The 18473-nt window shown below is 59.4% G+C and carries 16 protein-coding genes; 10 read left to right on the forward strand and 6 right to left on the reverse strand.

The window, feature by feature from the left end:
- Positions 1 to 19 precede the first annotated feature (19 nt).
- Together DA373_RS12755 and DA373_RS12760 are read right to left on the reverse strand one after the other, a co-directional pair.
- Positions 20 to 2521, reverse strand: a complete 2502-nt coding sequence (locus DA373_RS12755; RefSeq protein WP_107852691.1) for a putative bifunctional diguanylate cyclase/phosphodiesterase — start codon at positions 2519 to 2521, stop codon at positions 20 to 22.
- A 146-nt stretch (positions 2522 to 2667) separates the two neighbouring features.
- The gene (locus DA373_RS12760) at positions 2668 to 3555 is read right to left on the reverse strand and encodes a LysR family transcriptional regulator (RefSeq protein WP_107852692.1); all 888 of its coding nucleotides are present in this window, start codon (positions 3553 to 3555) and stop codon (positions 2668 to 2670) included.
- A 141-nt stretch (positions 3556 to 3696) separates the two neighbouring features.
- Between DA373_RS12760 and fdhD the strand changes: the two genes are divergently transcribed.
- From fdhD to DA373_RS12790, 6 genes are all read left to right on the forward strand, one after another.
- Positions 3697 to 4512: a formate dehydrogenase accessory sulfurtransferase FdhD gene (gene fdhD / locus DA373_RS12765; RefSeq protein WP_107852693.1), complete on the forward strand. Its 816-nt coding sequence runs from the start codon at positions 3697 to 3699 to the stop codon at positions 4510 to 4512.
- Entirely contained in the window at positions 4487 to 6778 is a 2292-nt protein-coding gene (locus DA373_RS12770; RefSeq protein ID WP_107852694.1) for an FdhF/YdeP family oxidoreductase, read from the forward strand. Before fdhD ends, DA373_RS12770 begins: the two co-directional genes overlap by 26 nt.
- Positions 6779 to 7093: 315 nt before the next feature.
- A complete protein-coding gene (locus DA373_RS12775) occupies positions 7094 to 7570 on the forward strand; it encodes an Lrp/AsnC family transcriptional regulator (RefSeq protein WP_107852731.1) in 477 nt (158 codons plus the stop codon).
- Positions 7571 to 7661: 91 nt separating this feature from the next.
- On the forward strand, positions 7662 to 7907 hold the full coding sequence (locus DA373_RS12780) for a Rho-binding antiterminator (RefSeq protein WP_107852695.1): 246 nt from the start codon (positions 7662 to 7664) through the stop codon (positions 7905 to 7907).
- A gap of 38 nt (positions 7908 to 7945) precedes the next feature.
- The gene (locus DA373_RS12785) at positions 7946 to 8212 is read left to right on the forward strand and encodes a hypothetical protein (RefSeq protein WP_107852696.1); all 267 of its coding nucleotides are present in this window, start codon (positions 7946 to 7948) and stop codon (positions 8210 to 8212) included.
- A gap of 159 nt (positions 8213 to 8371) precedes the next feature.
- A complete protein-coding gene (locus tag DA373_RS12790; RefSeq protein WP_107852697.1) occupies positions 8372 to 8884 on the forward strand; it encodes a DUF2199 domain-containing protein in 513 nt (170 codons plus the stop codon).
- A gap of 6 nt (positions 8885 to 8890) precedes the next feature.
- Here the strand turns inward: DA373_RS12790 and DA373_RS12795 are convergent, their stop codons facing one another.
- The 3 genes from DA373_RS12795 to DA373_RS12805 all read right to left on the reverse strand — a co-directional run bounded on the left by DA373_RS12795 (position 8891) and on the right by DA373_RS12805 (position 12048).
- Entirely contained in the window at positions 8891 to 9688 is a 798-nt protein-coding gene (locus DA373_RS12795; RefSeq protein WP_107852698.1) for a hypothetical protein, read from the reverse strand.
- A gap of 186 nt (positions 9689 to 9874) precedes the next feature.
- Entirely contained in the window at positions 9875 to 11683 is a 1809-nt protein-coding gene (locus tag DA373_RS12800; protein WP_107852699.1) for an Lnb N-terminal periplasmic domain-containing protein, read from the reverse strand.
- Positions 11683 to 12048: an adenosine deaminase gene (locus DA373_RS12805; protein WP_107852700.1), complete on the reverse strand. Its 366-nt coding sequence runs from the start codon at positions 12046 to 12048 to the stop codon at positions 11683 to 11685. Before DA373_RS12805 ends, DA373_RS12800 begins: the two co-directional genes overlap by 1 nt.
- A 475-nt stretch (positions 12049 to 12523) precedes the next feature.
- On the opposite strand from DA373_RS12805, the gene DA373_RS12810 reads away from it, so the two are divergent.
- The gene (locus DA373_RS12810) at positions 12524 to 13531 is read left to right on the forward strand and encodes a catalase family peroxidase (RefSeq protein ID WP_107852701.1); all 1008 of its coding nucleotides are present in this window, start codon (positions 12524 to 12526) and stop codon (positions 13529 to 13531) included.
- 108 nt (positions 13532 to 13639) lie between these two features.
- Here the strand turns inward: DA373_RS12810 and DA373_RS12815 are convergent, their stop codons facing one another.
- On the reverse strand, positions 13640 to 14257 hold the full coding sequence (locus DA373_RS12815) for a DUF1826 domain-containing protein (RefSeq protein WP_107852702.1): 618 nt from the start codon (positions 14255 to 14257) through the stop codon (positions 13640 to 13642).
- A gap of 98 nt (positions 14258 to 14355) precedes the next feature.
- Here DA373_RS12815 and zigA point away from each other — a divergent pair, with 98 nt between their 5' ends.
- Genes zigA through DA373_RS12830 form a run of 3 tightly spaced genes read left to right on the forward strand, consistent with a single transcriptional unit; the run spans position 14356 to position 18425 of the window.
- The gene (gene zigA, locus DA373_RS12820; protein ID WP_107852703.1) at positions 14356 to 15555 is read left to right on the forward strand and encodes a zinc metallochaperone GTPase ZigA; all 1200 of its coding nucleotides are present in this window, start codon (positions 14356 to 14358) and stop codon (positions 15553 to 15555) included.
- Positions 15556 to 15614: 59 nt separating this feature from the next.
- Complete coding sequence (greB, locus tag DA373_RS12825; protein WP_107852704.1) at positions 15615 to 16097, forward strand: transcription elongation factor GreB; 483 nt, start codon at positions 15615 to 15617, stop codon at positions 16095 to 16097.
- Between the two features lie 3 nt (positions 16098 to 16100).
- Positions 16101 to 18425, forward strand: a complete 2325-nt coding sequence (locus DA373_RS12830) for a Tex family protein (RefSeq protein ID WP_107852705.1) — start codon at positions 16101 to 16103, stop codon at positions 18423 to 18425.
- Positions 18426 to 18473: the final 48 nt, after the last annotated feature.

Here is an 18473-nt window from a genome sequence, read left to right on the forward strand (position 1 = left end):
GGGGTTTTGTTTTGGCGCATTACTGCAACGGCAACTGCCGGTTCCATTCCATCAGCCAGCCGGCAATGGCCTCGGCCGGCATGGGGTGGGAGATCCCGAAGCCCTGCACATAATGACAGCCCAGTTGCTGCAGCCGATCACCCAGCTCCGGCACCTCCATGCCTCCCGCCACCACCACCATGCTCAGCGCCGCCGCCAGCTGCACCACCCCTTCCACCATGCTGGCATCGGTGGGGCTGGTGAGCAGATCGGTAATAAAGCGCCGGTCGATCTTGATGATATCCACGGGCAGGCTCTTGAGGTGCACCAGTGACGCATAACCCGCACCGAAGTTGTCGAGGGAAATGCTCAGTCCCAGTCCGCGACAGCGCTCCAGCACACCGGCCACCAGCTGAACATCGCTGCCGACGGCACTTTCCTGAAATTCCAGCTCCAGCCGCTTTGACTCCACCGCCGGATAAAGCTCCAGCAGATATTGCAGATTGCTGCAAAAATCATCGTGCAACAGCTGGCCGGCGCTGACATTAAAGCTGGCATGGTAATCCTGGCCGGCTTCCAGCCAGGTGCTCATCTGCTGCAGCAGCTGCCGTATCACCCACTGACCCAGTTCAAACTCCATATCACTGTCGAGCACTGCAGGTAAAAAATCCGCCGGGGTCAGCATGCCCTTTTGCGGATGCTGCCAGCGCAACAGCGCCTCTACCCCCATCATGTTCCGGCTGAACAGATCAATCTTGGGCTGAAAGTGCAACAGAAACTCGCCATTGACCAGGGCCCGGCGCAACTCGTCATACAACTGGTGGCGCTCCTGATCCTGCAAATGCAGGGCGGACTCAAAAAACACATAACGGCGCTTGCCCTGCTTCTTGGCCTCGTACATGGCCTTGTCGGCATAACGCACCAGGGTCTGGCCATCACCGGCGTCTTCCGGGTATACCGCCACGCCAATGCTCGCCGATACCCGCGCCTGATGCCCCTCCAGTCTCACGGGCGTATCTATGGCGGCCAGTACCCGGTCGAGGATTTCGGTACATTCCAGCGGCTGATGCAGCCCGGTGATCATCAGCGCAAACTCGTCTCCCCCAAGCCGGGCCACCACGTCACAGCTGCGGATCACCAGGGCCATGCGCCGGCCCATTTCCACCAGCAAGCGATCACCGGCAGCATGCCCCAGGGTGTCATTCACCTGCTTGAAGCCATCCAGATCCAGATAACACACCGCCAGCATGGTATTGCCACGATTGGCCGCCGCCATGGCCCGCCCCAGCAACTCGCTGAACAGCTGACGATTGGGTATACGGGTAAGAGGGTCATACAGGGCGCGCTGGCGCAGCTCGGCTTCGTGGCGCTTGATATGGCTGATATCGGTCAGAATAATGGCATGGTGCTGCACCTGACCCCGCTCATCACGGATCACAGAGACCGACAGCAACAGAGCGCAGCGGCTGCCATTGCGACGCCGGACCGTACACTCTCCCTGCCAGTGTGCAGGGCTGTCCGGGCCCGCCGGCAACGGCAGGGCATCGCCACTCTCGCTGTCCTGCTCAAACAGAGTGGCGGCGCCTGCGGTCATGTCCTCGAGTGAATAACCGGTAATGCGGGTAAACGACGGGTTGATATGCATCACCTGGTTGCTGGCATCGGTCAGCATGATGCCGTCGTAGCTGGCCTCAAATACGCTGGCGGCGAGCCGTTGCTGGGCTTCCAGCTCCCGCTGTTCGGTGATGTCATGCCCTACGCAAATCATGTCGCCGTTGGGCAGCATAATGTTGGCCCACAGGGTGGCAAGCCGGTGCCCGTTCCGGGCAACCGGATGCCATTCCCGGAATTGCGAGCCATTCAGCTCCCTGAAGGTCTGAATCACCTGGCGCAGCTCTTTCGGCTCGGGATAAAACAGTTCAAGGGGCGCCGGATGCTCCCTCAGCTCGTCAAAACGCCAGCCAAATACCCGCTCACACTCGTCATTCCACAAAATGCAGCGCCCCTGAGTATCAAACCCGTTGATCAGAATGGGGACGTGTAAAAACAGTGCTTTAAGCCGGTTCAGCAACCGTCCTGATGAAATATCCAGCTGCCGCTGGCGGGCACTCAGCTCGATTTCCCGCCACAACAGGGCGCCATGACTTGCCAGCAGATCCAGCTGCTCACGCTGGCTGGCCGACGGCGTCGCTGGCTCGGCCGCATACTCCATCAACAACAGCCCGTGCAACTCACCCCGCGAGATGGGGATCGCCAGGTAAAAGGTATCGCTGTCGAGTTGCAGTTCCCGGCCAGTCAGCGGGCAATAAAAGCCCCGATGGCGCCATACCGCCAGATAATGCGATTCCTGCCAGGCGCGAAAGCGCCTTCCCAGAACACGAACCGGGCTTTTGGCATCGTGCGAGAAAAACGCAAAACAAGCCCGGTCGGCGCCACTTTCACCGGCAGCACGGGCACATAACTGATGCCATTCCATGGCATGGCTTTCGAGCACCTCGGCAACCTTGCCTGATCTATCATCCTGATTTTTCGGTGCTCGCATCGTTGTGCTTGTCCCGTTGATGGCCTGCCCTGCACAAGCGTAAACATCCGCTTCCGTACCCGCCCATGACCCGTGCCGGCGCTTCACTCCGAACCGGTTATGGCTAAAAACGAAGCATAGATCATCATGCCGCAGCCTGCGCCGTCTTACTCACCGTGCCAAAGCTCCCGGGCCACCTCAAAAAAACCCTTGGCCAGCAAACTGGCCTGGCCGTCGTTGCGCATCACCAGGGCGCCGATACGGGCCATGGACGGCAGGGTCAGCGGCCGGCATGCCACTCCCGGCAACTCGTTAAACAGCACACTGCCCGCCGGGATCAGGGCGCAGCCCAGGCCAGCATGCACCCAGCGCATCAGCCGGTATACCGAGTCGGAAGTCAGCACCGGCTGCAGGATCAGCCCCTGCCGTGCAAACTGGGTATCCAGATAATGACGAAAATACATGCCCGGTTTGGGCAGACACAGCGGCAGCCCGGCCAGATCGGCCGGCCCCGGCCGGGGCGGCAGCCGGTCGCCCCAGCCTGGCCCAAAGGCCACCACCACCCCCTGCTCGGGCAGGGCCAGACTGTCGAAACGGGCCAGTACCTCGGGCTCAAAAAAGCCGCCGCCAATATCGAGGGCATTCTGGTTGAGAGCATCAAGAATGGCATCGGCGGCCATGTCGTTGATCTCAAAGCCCACTCCCTCATGGCGGCAACGCAGCTCGGCCAGCACCGAACTCAGATCCATGCAGCTCAGCGGCACCAGCCCCAGTCGCACCGTGCCGGTAAGCTGCCCCTTCATGGCGTCCACTTCCAGCCGCAGGTTGTCATACTGGCTCAGCAGGGCCCGGGCCCGGGCCAGCACCCGCTCCCCTTCCGGAGTAAAGCCCTCAAACTGCCGGCCCCGGCGCACCAGGGCCACCCCCAGTTCCTGCTCCAGCTGACGAAGCCGCATCGACAGAGTGGGCTGGGTCACGCAGCAGGCCCGGGCGGCGCGGCCAAAATGCCGCTGCTCGGCCAGGGTGCATAAATAGTGCAGTTGCTTGATGTCCATCAAGGTGTGCCTTTCATCACATTTTAAAATCGATAAGTTTAACTTTAATAAATTATATCTATCACAATATCGAATCTTTCAATTAGAAAGACCAGGGCCGGCTCTTTACACTGAAATCAAACCGTCAGCCGGACCACCGCCATGCTTGATCCCGACACCCTGCCCGATTACCAGTTTGTGACCACCCGCTGTGGAGATCGCCATGCCCTGGCCAGCGAGGTTCCTCTGGCGGTGGTGCTCAACGGCGTCAGCCATGCGGTGATGATGGTCAGCCCCAACCAGCTGGAAGCCTTCGTCACCGGCTTTCTGCTGAGCGAAGGCATTATCGGCCACCACCGGGAAATTCACGATCTGGACTTTGAGTGTGCAGGAGACGCCCTGGAAGCCCGGGTCACCCTGGCCAACAGCAGCCATTACCGCTGGCGCGAGCACAGACGCAGTCTGGCCGGGCGCACCGGCTGCGGCCTGTGTGGCATCGAGTCTCTGGAGCAGGCCCTGCCCGATCTGCCCGCCCTGCCCGGCCAGGCGCTGCCAAGGCTTGCCACTGTTGAGGCCCTGCGCCGTCAGCTGAGTTACTGGCAACCCCTGGGTCAGGAGTGCGGCGCCCTGCATGCGGCCTTTTATGCCGATGCCGAGGGCCGCATTCATCATTCCTGCGAAGACGTGGGCCGGCATAACGCCCTCGACAAGCTGCTGGGCTGGCATCACCGCCACGGCCCCGCCACGCCGGGTATGGTGCTGATCACCAGCCGCTGCAGCGTGGAGCTGGTGCAGAAAATGGCCCGCGCCGGCCAGTCCACCCTGATCACCCTGGCCGCGCCCACGACCCTGGCGGTTCGCCAGGCCCAGGCGCTGGGCCTGAACCTGCTGCATCTGCCGCGCCGGCAAGGCCCGCGCGTCTATTCCGTCTCCCTTCCCGTCACTGAGTGTCATGAACAAGAAAATAAAGAACTATAAGGCCGCTGCCGGCGGCTGGGGCGCGCTGGCGTCCACCACCCGTTTCGTACTGGGCAGTAAAAAACCCGCCGCCAACCTGCGCAACCTGCTGCGCGCCAATAAAGTAAAAGGCTTTGACTGCCCCGGCTGCGCCTGGGGCGACGAACAGGGCAAGCATTTTTCCTTTTGCGAAAACGGCGCCAAGGCCATCAGCTGGGAAGCCACCGCCAAACGGGTAACCCCGGATTTTTTCAGGCAGCACCCGGTGAGCCGGCTGCGCCAGCAGAGCGACTATTTCCTGGAATATCAGGGCCGTATTGAGCAGCCCATGTACCTGAACCGGGAAACCGACCACTATGAGCCCATCTCCTGGGACGACGCCTTTGCCCTGATCGCCCGTCACCTCAACGGGCTGGAACACCCGGATCAGCTGGAGCTCTATACCTCGGGCCGGGCCAGCAACGAGGCCACCTACCTGTATCAGCTGTTTGGCCGGACAGTTGGCACCAACAACTTTCCCGACTGCTCCAATCTCTGTCACGAAGCCAGCGGCGTGGCCCTGAACCGGGCCATTGGCGTGGGCAAGGGCACGGTGACCCTGCAGGACTTTGACCGGGCCGACGCCATCTTCGCCTTTGGCCAGAACCCGGGCACCAACCACCCGCGCATGCTGCACAGCCTGCGCAATGCGTCACGCCGGGGGGCCGCCATCGTTACCTTTAACAATCTGAAGGAACGAGGGCTGGAGCGCTTTGCCGATCCGCAAAGCCCGGTGGAAATGCTGACCCCCAAGGACTCATCCATTTCCAGCCTGTATCTGTGCCCGCGTCTGGGTGGCGATATGGCGGCGGTGCGGGGCATGGCCAAGCTGGTGCTGGAGTGGGATACCGAGGCGCTGAAGCGCGGCGAGCCGGGGCTGCTGGACCGGGACTTTATTGCCGAACACACGCAAGGGCTGGACGGCTACATGGCCGCCGTGGCGGCCACTTCCTGGCAGCAGATAGAAAAGCAGTCCGGCCTGAGCCGGGAGCAGATTCGGCAGGCGGCGGAAGTTTATGCCAGTGCCGAACGGGTGATCTGCACCTGGGCCATGGGCATTACCCAGCACAAGCATTCGGTGGCCACCATTCGGGAAATTGTGAACCTGCAGCTGTTGCGCGGCCAGATTGGCAAGCCCGGCGCCGGCCTGTGCCCGGTACGGGGCCACAGCAATGTGCAGGGCAACCGCACCGTGGGCATTAACGAAAAGCCGGACGAGGCCTTTCTCAACCGGCTTGAGACCCATTTTGGTCTGCCCATGCCCCGCCGGTCCGGCCACAACGCCGTGGCTGCCATTCAGGCCATGCTGGAAGGGCGTTCAAAGGTATTTATCGCCCTGGGCGGCAATATTGCCGCCGCCGCCCCGGACACGCCGGTGACCGCCGAGGCCCTGGCCAGGTGTGAACTGACGGTGCAGATCAGCACCAAGCTCAACCGCAGCCATTTAATGGCCGGCCGTGAAGCACTGATCCTGCCCTGCCTGGGCCGCACCGAGGCCGATGTGCGAGCATCCGGCCCCCAGTTCATTACCGTGGAAGACTCCTTCAGCATGGTGCATGCCTCTCAGGGGGCCGGCAAACCCAACAGCCCGCACCAGCGTTCGGAAACCGCCATTATTGCCGGCATGGCCCAGGCCACTCTGGGCAGCAAGCCGGTTGACTGGCTGGCCCTGGCCGACAATTACGATGCCATTCGCGATCATATGGCCGCCACCCTGCCGGGCTTTGAGCGCTTCAATGAACGGCTGCAACAGCCGGGCGGTTTTTATCTGGGCAACACCGCCGCCGACCATGACTGGCAAACCACCACCGGAAAGGCCAACTTTGCCGCCGAGCCCCTGCCGGCCCAGCTGCTGCCGGCAGAGCAGAATGGTGAGCCGGTATCCACCCTGCAGACCCTGCGCTCTCACGATCAGTACAACACCACCATCTATGGCATGGACGACCGCTACCGGGGCGTGTATGGCCAGCGCATGGTGCTGTTTATGCACCCGGACGAGATTGACCGCCGGGGACTGAATGAAGGGGACGAGGTAGAGCTGATTTCAATCTGGCAGGATGATGTAGAACGCAAGGTCAGCGGTTTCAGAGTTGTGGCCTACGACATTCCCGCCGGCAACGTGGCTGCCTATTACCCGGAGACCAACCCCCTAGTGCCGCTGCACAGCACCGGCGACGACAGCCACACCCCCACCTCCAAATCGGTGGCAGTGCTGATCCGCCGGCAGCAGACCAGCCGTATTCTCTGACCGCTGAAAACACCAAAGCCAGCCCTGATTGGCTGGCTTTTTGTGCCCTTTGCGAACTTGTGGTTCGCTTCTTCTGCGCTGTTGCCCTTCTGTTTAAAGTGCCGCGCTTGTGGTGCGCCCCGAAAGGATATTCCGGCTTGCGGCAGGGTCCGGTGATGCCGGTCTGCTGTTCCCGTTAAGGTGTAAACATAGTAACCCCGGACCGTGAGCGAGTGGTTGCGAAGTCACCCATTAAAATCACTCTTTCCGCAATCATTCACCCCATATAAACTAATAAATGATGAGTTATTGTTTTGGAGGGTGAGCGTGAGCAAACTGATACAACTGGATCGCACCGACAGGCGCATTCTTGACCTGATGCAGCGCCACGGCCGCATCAGCAATCTGGAGCTGGCCGAGCGGGTGGGCCTGTCGCCTTCGCCCTGCTCGCGCCGGGTCAAGGCGCTGGAAGACGCCGGCCTGATTGCCGATCACGTCACCCTGCTCAATGCCGCCAAGCTGGGGCTGACATTGCAGGCCTATATTCATATTTCCCTCGACCGGCACACGCCGGAGCGGTTTGAAGCCTTTGATGCCGCCGTGCTGAGCTTTCCCGAGGTGCTGGAATGCGATCTGATCACCGGCACCGAGGCGGATTATCAGCTCAAGGTGATCGTGCGCGACATGGAGCACTATCAGCAGTTTTTGCTGGGCAAGCTGACCCGGCTGGGCGGCGTGACCGGCGTGCGCTCCAGCTTTGTGCTGCGGCGCATCAAGCACGATACCGCGCTGCCGCTGGATCATCTGGCTTAACGGCCGGGACTGGGGACTGGGGACTGGGGAGCGTAGGTTGGAATGAGGAACGAATTCCAACAGCAGACGACTCGAAACAGGAGAACCATAAATGATGAGTTGCGAGCAACACGACTATATCGAGATTGCCTGTCTGTACCGTTACACGGTTACCCTGACCCTGGTGTCCGGCGAGCAGGTAAGCGGCGTGGCCCTCGACACCGCCCGCAACGAACACCGGGCGGAATGCCTGAAAATACGCATTGGCGACGAAGTGCGGCTGCTGCCCCTGGCGAGCCTGACCCGCATGACGGCGGCGGCCGGCAATCCGCATTTTCAGACCGTGGCGTTTGACTGAGTGATCGCGCGGTTGCTCACCCGCCGAAGTCTGCCACCATGCTGATCGCCCTGCTGCTGTTCGCCCCCGTGCTGATCTTTCTGCTCAGCCTGCCGGCTTCCGGCAGGCTGCGCCCCTGCCTGCGTCTGATATACCGACTGGTTGGCGGCATTCTGGTTGTTGGCGGCAACGGTGCTTCCATCTATTTTGCGGCCTACAGCGGCGATCAGGGCGGCATTACTGCCTTTTATCTGCAAATTACCGTGATCATCAGCTATGCGCTGCTGTCTGTGCTGTTGCTTGTCGTCCATCGATTATGGCAATAGGCATCTGGCTCCAGACAACCACAGGGTGCATATTGACTTCTACCTTCTATGATTAATGCCACCGGTGAAGGATAACAGCGCCCTTTCCGGCAAGCGCGGGGAGCAAAAAGAAAAGCAGGCCAGGGAAGAGTCTGCCGCGAGCAAATCAGGGAGAGCAAAATGGCAGGGATTTTCAGATTTACATGCAGCTGTTGTGGCCGACAGCATCAGGGATCGCCCAGCTTTGCCTTCAGGGCGCCGGCACCCTGGCTGGAGCAGCCGGCAGACATTCGAAGCCGGGGCAGCCTGGACAGCAATCGCTGTCATTACCGGGACAGGGATGGCGAGCATTATTTTATCCGGACCGTGCTGGATATTCCCATTCATGACGTGGCCGATCCCTTTATCTGGGGTGTCTGGGTATCCCTGAGCCGGCAAAGTTATCACCACTATCAAGCCCATCATGGACAGAGCGACAACCATACTCCCTACTTTGGCTGGCTCTGCAATGATCTGCCCTGGTATTCCAGCACCTATGCCCTGGCCACCAGTGTGCATCCCCTCGACAGCACCCACCGGCCCTGCCTTACCCTGCACGAAGCAAACCATGAGCTGATCCGGGACTTCAAATACGGCATCAGCATGGCCAAGGCACAGCAGATTGCCGAGCTGTGCCTGCATCAAGATGGCTGAGTCTCTTTACATCAGGTTTCTGGCGCTGCCCTGGCTGCAGAAGCCGCTGCTGTCGTAATACAGCAGACCGTGATGGCGCGCCAGCGGCGCCAGCCGGCGGGCGATTTGCCGGCCCATGCGCTGGCCGTTGCGGCTGGTGTAGTCTGCATCAAACTGCATGGCCGGCGGCGCCGGCAGCTCCTCGGGCAAGGCCTCGGCCAGTGGCGGTGACAGCACTCGACACACCAGCTCGCTCACCACCCGGTTCACCGCCGAGCCCACGCCATAGCCCTGCCACTCCGGCAGCAAATAGAGGCTGTTCAGGGTCATTTCCAGCGCCGGGGCCGGCCGCGTTTCGGGAATGTCCACGGCAAAACTCAGCACCCAGTTGCCCACCATGCGGGGGTGGTCCTGGCCGTGATCCAGCAGCGCCACATTGCAGCGATAGCCCATGCCGTAGTCATGAATGCGCGGTGCCGCATCGGCCCATTGCTCCTGTGGCCGGGTCTCGCCCCAGAACAGCGGCCGGGGGGCGTACACATCGTCGTGCTCGTTCAGGGCGCGATGGCGAAAGCGCTCAAACAGGGGTCTGTGGTCGGGGTGGTGCCAGTCCATCAGCTCGAGGGACAGCCGGTCGAGCCATTCGGGCAGCAACCAGGGGTAATCGGAGAATTCGTCACGCAGCCGGGTGTAGTCCAGCAGGTGATTGAGGGTCCAGTGGCCGCGCTTGAGGTGACTGGCCTCACGGACAAAGGCGCGCTTGAGGTGTTTAAACAGAGGGTAGGTTTCGGCGGCCACCCGCCGGCGTTCGCAGTGGGCAGACATCAGGTAAACCACCCCTTCTCGCTGTATTCACCGGTGGCCACACACAACAGCGGCCGCGCCGCCAGGCTGATGCCGCCCGGCCATGCACAATAAGAAAACTGCATAGGCTTTGTCTCCATTTTCGACACAAAGCGAGGCATTGTAAGGCGAGGGACAAAGAAGTAAAGGGGGGCCCAGCGGACCCAACTAGTAAAACCTCCTGATATTGAACAGAGCCTGTGGCTCAGAGAAATGTTCACTCCCCGCATATGAAAAGCCCATATCCAATGCGTACTCTGCAATACGATAAGTATTGACTGCCTCTACATTATGAATAAAGTCACTACGATCCAACTCATTAAAAATGAGGCGATATTTCAGGTTCAACTTGGAGTCGTTGGCAAGGTACAGAAACGAGCCCACCTCGAGCTGCGGGCTCAGCCATACACCATCACCACTGGCAGAAAGACCCGATCCCAGTGTCACATAGCTCAATACAGCCGGCCTGCTGTTACCCGCAATGCCCAGAGCGCCATCCACATGAAACCGTCGGTTGGTACTGTAGCTTTCGTAACCACCTCGTTCCCAAAGCAATCTAAAACGACCTGACAAACCGCCAATCACCTCATCGTAGGGAATATAACTCTCTATGCCATACAACACTACTTCATCCAAGTAAAGATGATCCTTGTCTATGCCAATGGTACTTTTAAGTACCTGTAGCGTTGATTCACTAAATGCATTTCTATTGTCATCACGCTGCAGGTGTGAGGCCGGTAACCAGGACAACAAAACATTGCCTTCAGACTCGCGGAGCCTACCTCCCATAATTAATTGTGAGTCGGCGACACGATGCACTGGGTTCTTGTAATCGGAAAGGTCTACTACAAAATCCTCAAAGTCTGCTCCGCTTTCCATAATGCTGGAGCGGTTACTTTCATACTGCTCTTGGTTTATTTTTTCTTCAAAATACACCCACTCATTAAGAGCCTTTCGGTATTCACGTTCCAAAATGGCACTAGCATTATCGTCAGAGTTGACTGACGGCAGTGCCTTACCGGATTTATCTGTAAGACTCTGAAAAATAATCATCTTTTCCGTAAGACTGAGGTTGTCACCAAATGCCCTAACTCTCCAACCCAAAGACGGTGATATACTTACAGGGCCAGCCAGCTCACTCCCATTAACATACTTGACTACATCCAGCGGACTTAGCCATTCCTCACTATGTTTCAGCAATGAAGGCTCGGAGATGGTGAGAATGTTCAGTGTCAGAGTCGCGCAGTTGTTGGTATGGAAGTAGTAATCAATCTTTTTATCTTTAAGTTCCCACAAATGCAACCGAATGAGTTCACGATCAAAATCGCTCATTTCAAGGCTGTATTCGTAAACATTCCTTCCTTCAATATCCTTGTAGTAGCGCTTGGCTTCTTTGTAAGGAGAAACGATAAAGTAACCATCCTTTCCGGTCACCAGTGCCTCAAACATGATGGCTGGCAGGTTAAACCCTTCCACTTCCGTGAAGTAGGAAACCGCATGGGTTTGATTATCAGCCTTATCTTTCAGCTTTATAAATGAATGCCCCATAAAGCTGCTGGGGCTGAGAATGTTTTCTGATGCATATACTAAACTAATCTCGTCAGCTGGAACCCGTTTAAGGTACTCATACAGATCTCCACAATGATCAAAGCTCAGTGCATATTCTTCCCCAAGATATTTTGATAGCCACAAGGATCTAGCCGGAAACCGGCACAGATATGCCTGCCGCTGTTCTCCATCCATATAAGCACTCAGATTGCTCTCAAACTCGCTTTCCAAGTCACTTTTCTCACCGGATAAGAAAAACGCAGGATCCGTTATCTTTGGCTCGCCATTCTGAAAATGAAACAGGGAAGCTAGCTGAGTTCTCGCATCAGCTGAAAGATCTGGAAACGTGATCTGACTGGCAACTGCATCGTGGAAAATTAAAAAAAAAGAAGCCCAAAGGCTTCTTTTTATCTTGGCTATAGAAAACATTACTGGGGACACTTAACCTCAACTGAGTCCTGATAACGCCACATCTTTTCAGATGCATAGTCAGTGGTAGAACCAAAGGCCCCGCCAGAGAGAAGGTTGACGAAGAAGGTCGGCTCAACCTCCTTGTTAAGTGCAATCTGCTGCTCACAGCCTTTAGTCACAACAGACAGAGTTTTGTCCTTGTTCTCTTTTTGAACAGTAATTATACCGGGTGCAGCCTGAGTACGACCATCGATCTGTACCTGCAACTTTTGGGAAGAAGAAGATACAACATTAATACGCTGAGTCTTGTCGGTCAGGATACTGGCACAGCCAGACAGAGAGATAACAACACCAGCAGCAATGGCAAGCTTCATCTTGTTCATGAGTATTTTCCGTGCTCGTTAGTTTCCATTTGAGGATGCAAATTATGAAGATGCGACAGTTTTTGTCAATACCTCAACTTGATCATTACAAGTGAATCAGGCACTCGAGTGTCGAACTAGCGCAAGGTGAAAAGACATAATTAGAGAAACCGTCATTCCCCAAAATCCAGTAACAGAAACACCCGGTGATAGCAGCTAGACACCAGGAGATCGGTGCCAACTCTTCCCTTCTTCATTTTTTGCCAACTGCTGCCCTTGAGCGGGCCAGCTCACCAGCCTGCTGGCTGTGCCAGTGCAGGGCTCCGCCGCTCTCCTGCCAGTGTTGACAGGACCGGCACTGGTGATCACCAGCCTGTGGGGCCGACGAGCATGTCGAACACTCTCTAGAAAAACAAAAAATTAACAAAAAAAGGAAATTTAATTTACAGCCCTCGGGTCCCTTCGGCTCCATTCAATAAGTGAACAAAGGAAGATCATGAAGAAACCCGTATTGTGCCTGGCTGTCGCGGCCCTGAGTGCCGGCTTTACCCTTAATGCCAATGCCCAGGCCACACCCGGCCAAATCGTGTCGGCGCTGGAAAACAAGTTTGGCGTTTACCCCGGCGAACGCCGCAATCACACCAAGGGCATCTGCTTCACCGGTGAGTTCCAGGCTACACCGGAGGCCGCCGTTTTAAGCCGCAGCCCGCTGTTCCAGGGCGCCGTTATTCCCGTAACGGGCCGCTTCTCCCAGGCCGGTGGCAATCTGCATATTGCCGATCACACCCCCAATGGCCACGGCATGGCCCTGCGCTTTACTCTGCCCGACGGCCAACTGCACCAGATGGCGATGCTCGACCTTCCCTTCTTTGATGTGGCCACCCCCGAAGGTTTTCTGCAAAAACAGCTGGCCACCACGCCGGATCCGGCCACCGGCAAGCCGGATCCCGCTAAAATACAGGCCTTCAAACAAGCCTTTCCCGAAACCCAACGGCTGGCACAGGCACTGGCGGGGCAGTCCCGTATTCCCGCCGGTTATCACCGCCTTACCTACAACAGCATTAACACCTTTATTCTGGAAAACGCCGATGGCCAGGCCACCCCGGTGCGCTGGTCCTTTATTCCCGGCCAGGATAAGCCGGCCTATCTGGATCCGGAGCAAGCCAAATCACTCGACGCCAACTATCTGCTGCAGGCATTGCAGACGCAACTCAAGGCCGGCGATATTCACTGGAATATGCATATCACCCTGGCCAATGAAGGCGATCAGCTCACCGATCCCAGCCAGCCCTGGAGTGGAGCTCACAAGGTGATCAAGGCCGGCACCCTGCAATTGCAGACAGTGGATACCAGCGCTGATGCCGCCTGCCGCTCAGTCAACTTCGATCCGCTGCGCCTGTCGGACGGCGTCAAGGCATCGGACGATCCCGTGCTGCAGGCTCGCTCCCCCGCCTACGCCATTTCCTTTGGCAAGCGCAGTCAGGAAGCCAGCCAACAGCAATAAACAGCCCCGGCACTGCTTCATTTAATGACGCCCCGGCCTGGTCCGGGGCATTCCTTTCCCGCTGGCGACAATAACCGCCATTGCCGCATAAATAATGTATCCGGCGGCTTATTCCCCAAAATCCATCGACAGAAACAGACGGCGATAACCGGTAGGCACAGGTGGTGAGCGATGCCACAGCCCCCGGCCCTCTTCCCCTTCCCAGCCGTCACCTTTCATCAGCGCCACCTCGCCCACCGTCAGTTGCTGCCATTGCGCCAGCTCCTCGCCGCCATGTTCCAGCAGCTGCTCCCGCTGCCGAGCATTGAACCAGTGGGTGCCCGGGCCGGAATAGGTGCTCACCAGCCGGCAGGGCAGCTTGTCCACATGAAAACGCGGGCACATGGCGGTTTGCAGGCTGGCCAGACGCAGCCCCACCCGTTTCAGCTCAAACAGGCAGGCAAACATCTCTGCCACTTGCTGCACGTCACCGGCCAGGGCCGCACGGCCCGGAAAGTCCGGCAGCTGTTTGATCAGCGTCTCGGCCACCGCCTCGGGCGACAGCAGTTCGCGCACACTGACCCGGCTGCCCGCCTGCAACAACTGCTGTACATAGCCTTCAACCTCGGCCGGCAGGGAGCGCTGCCATACCGCCAGATTGCAGCCCGGCTGGTAGATGCGAGTAAAAATGGCGGGCTCACTGCCCTGCATATATGTAGGAGACAACAGCTGTTCGGTAGTGCTCATAACCGGGGTTCCTTGCTGATACACGGGATAAAAAAACAATGTTATGTTATAACAACCAAAATCATCATAAACCATGGCAAGCAAGCGGAGCAAACACCATGTCGAGCCGTTCCCCCCTTCCCGTTACCGTGCTGTCCGGCTTTCTCGGCGCCGGCAAAACCACGGTGCTGAACCATATTCTCAACAATCGCCAGGGCCTGCGGGTGGCGGTGATCGTCAACGACATGAGCGAAGTAAACATAGATGCCGCCACCGTGCAGCAGCAGGTGAGCCTGCAACGGGGCGAGGAACGGCTGGTGGAAATGAGCAACGGCTGCATCTGCTGCACCCTGCGCGAGGATCTACTGCTGGAGGTGCGCCGGCTGGCCGGTGAGGGCCGTTTCGACTGCCTGGTGATCGAGTCCACCGGCATCTCGGAGCCCATGCCGGTGGCGGAAACCTTTACCTTTGAGGGCGAGGATGGCCAGCGCCTGAATGACGTTGCCCGGCTCGACACCCTGGTCACCGTGGTGGACGCGGTCAACTTTCTGGCCGATTTTCAGGCCGCCGACGCCTTGGCCGAGCGGGGCGAAAGCCTGGGTGAAGAGGACGAGCGCAGCGTGACCGATCTGCTGATCGAGCAGGTGGAATTTTGCGATCTGCTGCTGGTGAGCAAAACCGATCTGGTGACCGACGCGCAACTGGCGGAGCTGACCGCCATCCTCACCCGGCTCAACCCGCAAGCGGAAATACTGCCCATTCGCCAGGGCCGAGTACCGCTGAACAAGGTGCTGGGCACCGGTCGTTTTGACTTTGAGCGTGCCGCCAGCGCCCCCGGCTGGCTGCAGGAGCTGCGCGGCGAGCACCAGCCGGAAACCGAGGAATACGGCATTGGCAGCTTCGTCTATCGCGCCCGCCGCCCTTTTCATCCCCAGCGCTTCTTTGATTTTCTGCACCGGCCTCAGGAGCAGGGCCGGCTACTGCGTTCCAAGGGCTTTTTCTGGCTGGCCAGCCGGCCGGATATTGCCGGTCAGTGGAACCAGGCCGGCGGCATCGCCTATCACGGCGGTGCCGGTCTGTTCTGGCAGGCGGTACCCGAGGAGGAATGGCCCGTGGATAAGGAAAGCCGGGAGCACATTATGGCCAGCTGGGCCGAACCCCACGGCGACCGCCGGCAGGAGCTGGTGTTTATCGGCCAGAGGCTGGATCAGGCCGGCCTGTGTCGCGAGCTGGATGCCTGCCTGCTGACCGACGAAGAGATGCACCAGGGCCCCGGCCTCTGGCAACAACTGCCCGATCCCTTTCCGGCCTGGGAGTAGACGGCACGGACTCCGCTGGCGCACAATAACCGCCATTGTCGAGCCAGTGAGTTTGTTCCATGAAAACCAATCTGATCACCCGCGCCGGCTGGCACAAGCTGGACGACGAGCTCAAGCACCTGTGGAAGGTGGAGCGCCCCGCGGTCACACAGTCGGTGTCGGAAGCCGCCGCCCTCGGCGACCGCAGTGAAAACGCCGAATATATCTACGGCAAGAAGCGGCTGCGGGAAATCGACCGCCGGGTTCGCTACCTGATGAAGCGGCTGGAAGCGGTGAAAATCATCGATTACGACCCGCGCCAGGACGGCAAGGTGTTTTTTGGCGCCTGGGTCGAGCTGGAAAACGAAGCGGGCGAGATCGCCCGCTACCGCATTGTCGGCCCCGACGAAATCGACACCAAAAACAATCACATCACCATCGACTCGCCCATGGCCCGGGCGCTGATCGGCAAGCAGGTGGACGACGAAGTGCAGGTCCGCACGCCTTCAGGCGTAAAGGAATGGTACGTCAACCACATTCGCTACACCCCTTTTGAAGACTGAATCATGACCAATATCAATCATATTCTGGCGCAGGAACTGGGCGTGGCCCAGGCGCAGGTTAACGCCGCCGTGAGCCTGCTCGACGAGGGCGCCACGGTTCCCTTTATTGCCCGTTACCGCAAGGAAGTGACCGGCGGCCTGGACGATACCCAGCTGCGCAATCTCGACAGCCGCCTCGGCTATCTGCGCGAGCTGGAAGACAGACGCGCGGTGATCCTCAAGTCGGTGGACGAGCAGGGCAAGCTGAGCCAAGAACTGAAGGCCGAGCTGCTGGCCGCCGACACCAAGACCCGGCTGGAAGATCTCTACCTGCCCTTTAAACCCAAGCGCCGCACCAAGGGGCAGATCGCCATTGAGGCCGGCCTGGCCCCCCTGGCCGATACCCTGTTTAACGACCCGAACCAGGATCCCCAGGCCCTGGCCGAGCAGTTTATCAACGCCGAGGCCGGCGTGGCCGATACCAAGGCGGCACTGGACGGGGCCAAATACATACTGATGGAGCGCCTGGCCGAACAGGCGGATCTGCTGGAAGCGGTGCGTACGCATCTGCAACAGCAGGGCCAGCTGCAAGCCAAGGTAGTGGAAGGTCAGGAGCAGGCCGGCGCCAAGTTCAAGGACTATTTCGAACACAATGAGCCCATCGGCAAGGCGCCGTCGCACCGGGTGCTGGCCATGCTGCGCGGCCGCAACGAGGGCGTGCTGTCCCTGGGGCTGGCGGTCGACAGCGAAGCCGAACGTCATCCCTGCGAGGCCATTATCGCCCGCCATGCCGGCTGGCAGGACAAGGGCCGCCCCGCCGACAAATGGCTGGCCGGGGTGTTCAGCTGGACCTGGCGGGTCAAGCTGTCCTTGCAGATGGAAACCGAGCTGCTGGGCCAGGCCCGGGAGCGGGCCGAGGAAGAGGCCATTCGCGTGTTTGCCCTCAACCTGAAAGACTTGCTGATGGCCGCCCCCGCCGGGGCCCGCGTGACCATGGGACTGGATCCGGGCATACGCACCGGGGTCAAGGTGGTGGTGGTGGACCACACCGGCAAGCTGTTGGAACACGCCACCGTCTATCCGTTCCAGCCCCACAACAAGGTGGAGCAAAGCCTGCGCACTCTTGAGGCGCTGTGCCGCAAGCATGCGGTCAGCCTGGTGAGCATCGGCAACGGCACCGCTTCACGGGAAACCGAACGGCTGGTAGAGCAACTGATGAAGCAAAGCCCGGCGCTCAAGCTGCAAAAGGTGGTGGTCAGCGAGGCCGGCGCCTCCGTCTATTCCGCTTCCGAGCTGGCCGCCCAGGAGTTTCCCGATCTGGATGTGTCCCTGCGCGGTGCCGTGTCCATTGCCCGCCGGCTGCAGGATCCGCTGGCGGAGCTGGTGAAGATAGATCCCAAGAGCATCGGCGTGGGCCAGTATCAGCACGATGTATCCCAGACCCGGCTGGCCCGCAAGCTGGAAGCAGTGGTGGAAGACTGCGTCAACGCCGTGGGCGTGGACGTGAACATGGCCTCGGCACCGCTGCTGGCCCGGGTCTCGGGCCTGACCCACACCCTGGCCCAGAACATCGTCAGCTACCGGGACGAACAGGGTGTGTTTGCGGATCGCAGGCAGCTGCTCAAGGTGCCCCGCCTCGGCCCCAAGGCCTTTGAACAGTGTGCCGGCTTTTTGCGTATTCAGGGCGGCAAAAATCCGCTGGACGCCTCGGCGGTACACCCGGAGGCCTACCCCGTGGTCAAACGCATGCTGGAGCGGCTCAAGCAGCCAGTAAAAGACGTGCTGGGCAACGCCGGTCTGCTCAAGACCCTGGATCCGAAAGACTACACCGACGAGCACTTCGGTCTGCCCACGGTGCAGGACATTCTCAGGGAGCTGGACAAGCCGGGCCGGGATCCCCGCCCCGAGTTCAAGACCGCCCGCTTTATGGACGGGGTGGAAAAGCCCGCCGATCTCATTCCCGACATGGTGCTGGAAGGGGTGGTGACCAATGTCACCAACTTTGGCGCCTTTGTGGACATCGGCGTGCATCAGGACGGTCTGGTGCATATCTCGGCGCTCACCGACCGCTTTGTGCAGGACCCGCGCGAGGTAGTGAAGGCCGGCGATATCGTCAGAGTGAAAGTGCTGGAGGTGGATCTGCAACGCAACCGCATCGCCCTGACCATGCGCCTGGATCAGAGCGCCGCCGAGCACGCCGAGGGCAAGGCCGCGCCGCGCCGGGACGATCGCAGCCGGGGCGGCAAACCTGCGAGCCAGCACCAACCCCGTCCGGCCCGCCGGGAGCAACCGGCGCCGCAAGGGGCCATGGGCGCGGCCCTGGCGGCGGCGCTGCAGAAGAAAAAGTAAGACCCATTGGTCCGGGGAAGCCCGGGCCAATCAGCCCGACTCTGCGCG

The sequence above is a fragment of the Oceanimonas marisflavi genome, assembly GCF_003049725.1.
In the GTDB taxonomy this organism is placed as follows: Bacteria; Pseudomonadota; Gammaproteobacteria; order Enterobacterales; family Aeromonadaceae; genus Oceanimonas; species Oceanimonas marisflavi.

Coding starts and splice junctions, on each gene's coding strand:
- DA373_RS12755 (WP_107852691.1), bottom strand. CDS start 2,521: ATGCGAGCACCGAAAAATCAGGATGATAGATCAGGCAAGGTTGCCGAG.
- DA373_RS12760 (WP_107852692.1), bottom strand. CDS start 3,555: ATGGACATCAAGCAACTGCACTATTTATGCACCCTGGCCGAGCAGCGG.
- fdhD (WP_107852693.1), top strand. CDS start 3,697: ATGCTTGATCCCGACACCCTGCCCGATTACCAGTTTGTGACCACCCGC.
- DA373_RS12770 (WP_107852694.1), top strand. CDS start 4,487: ATGAACAAGAAAATAAAGAACTATAAGGCCGCTGCCGGCGGCTGGGGC.
- DA373_RS12780 (WP_107852695.1), top strand. CDS start 7,662: ATGATGAGTTGCGAGCAACACGACTATATCGAGATTGCCTGTCTGTAC.
- DA373_RS12785 (WP_107852696.1), top strand. CDS start 7,946: ATGCTGATCGCCCTGCTGCTGTTCGCCCCCGTGCTGATCTTTCTGCTC.
- DA373_RS12790 (WP_107852697.1), top strand. CDS start 8,372: ATGGCAGGGATTTTCAGATTTACATGCAGCTGTTGTGGCCGACAGCAT.
- DA373_RS12795 (WP_107852698.1), bottom strand. CDS start 9,688: ATGTCTGCCCACTGCGAACGCCGGCGGGTGGCCGCCGAAACCTACCCT.
- DA373_RS12800 (WP_107852699.1), bottom strand. CDS start 11,683: ATGTTTTCTATAGCCAAGATAAAAAGAAGCCTTTGGGCTTCTTTTTTT.
- DA373_RS12805 (WP_107852700.1), bottom strand. CDS start 12,048: ATGAACAAGATGAAGCTTGCCATTGCTGCTGGTGTTGTTATCTCTCTG.
- DA373_RS12810 (WP_107852701.1), top strand. CDS start 12,524: ATGAAGAAACCCGTATTGTGCCTGGCTGTCGCGGCCCTGAGTGCCGGC.
- DA373_RS12815 (WP_107852702.1), bottom strand. CDS start 14,257: ATGAGCACTACCGAACAGCTGTTGTCTCCTACATATATGCAGGGCAGT.
- zigA (WP_107852703.1), top strand. CDS start 14,356: ATGTCGAGCCGTTCCCCCCTTCCCGTTACCGTGCTGTCCGGCTTTCTC.
- greB (WP_107852704.1), top strand. CDS start 15,615: ATGAAAACCAATCTGATCACCCGCGCCGGCTGGCACAAGCTGGACGAC.
- DA373_RS12830 (WP_107852705.1), top strand. CDS start 16,101: ATGACCAATATCAATCATATTCTGGCGCAGGAACTGGGCGTGGCCCAG.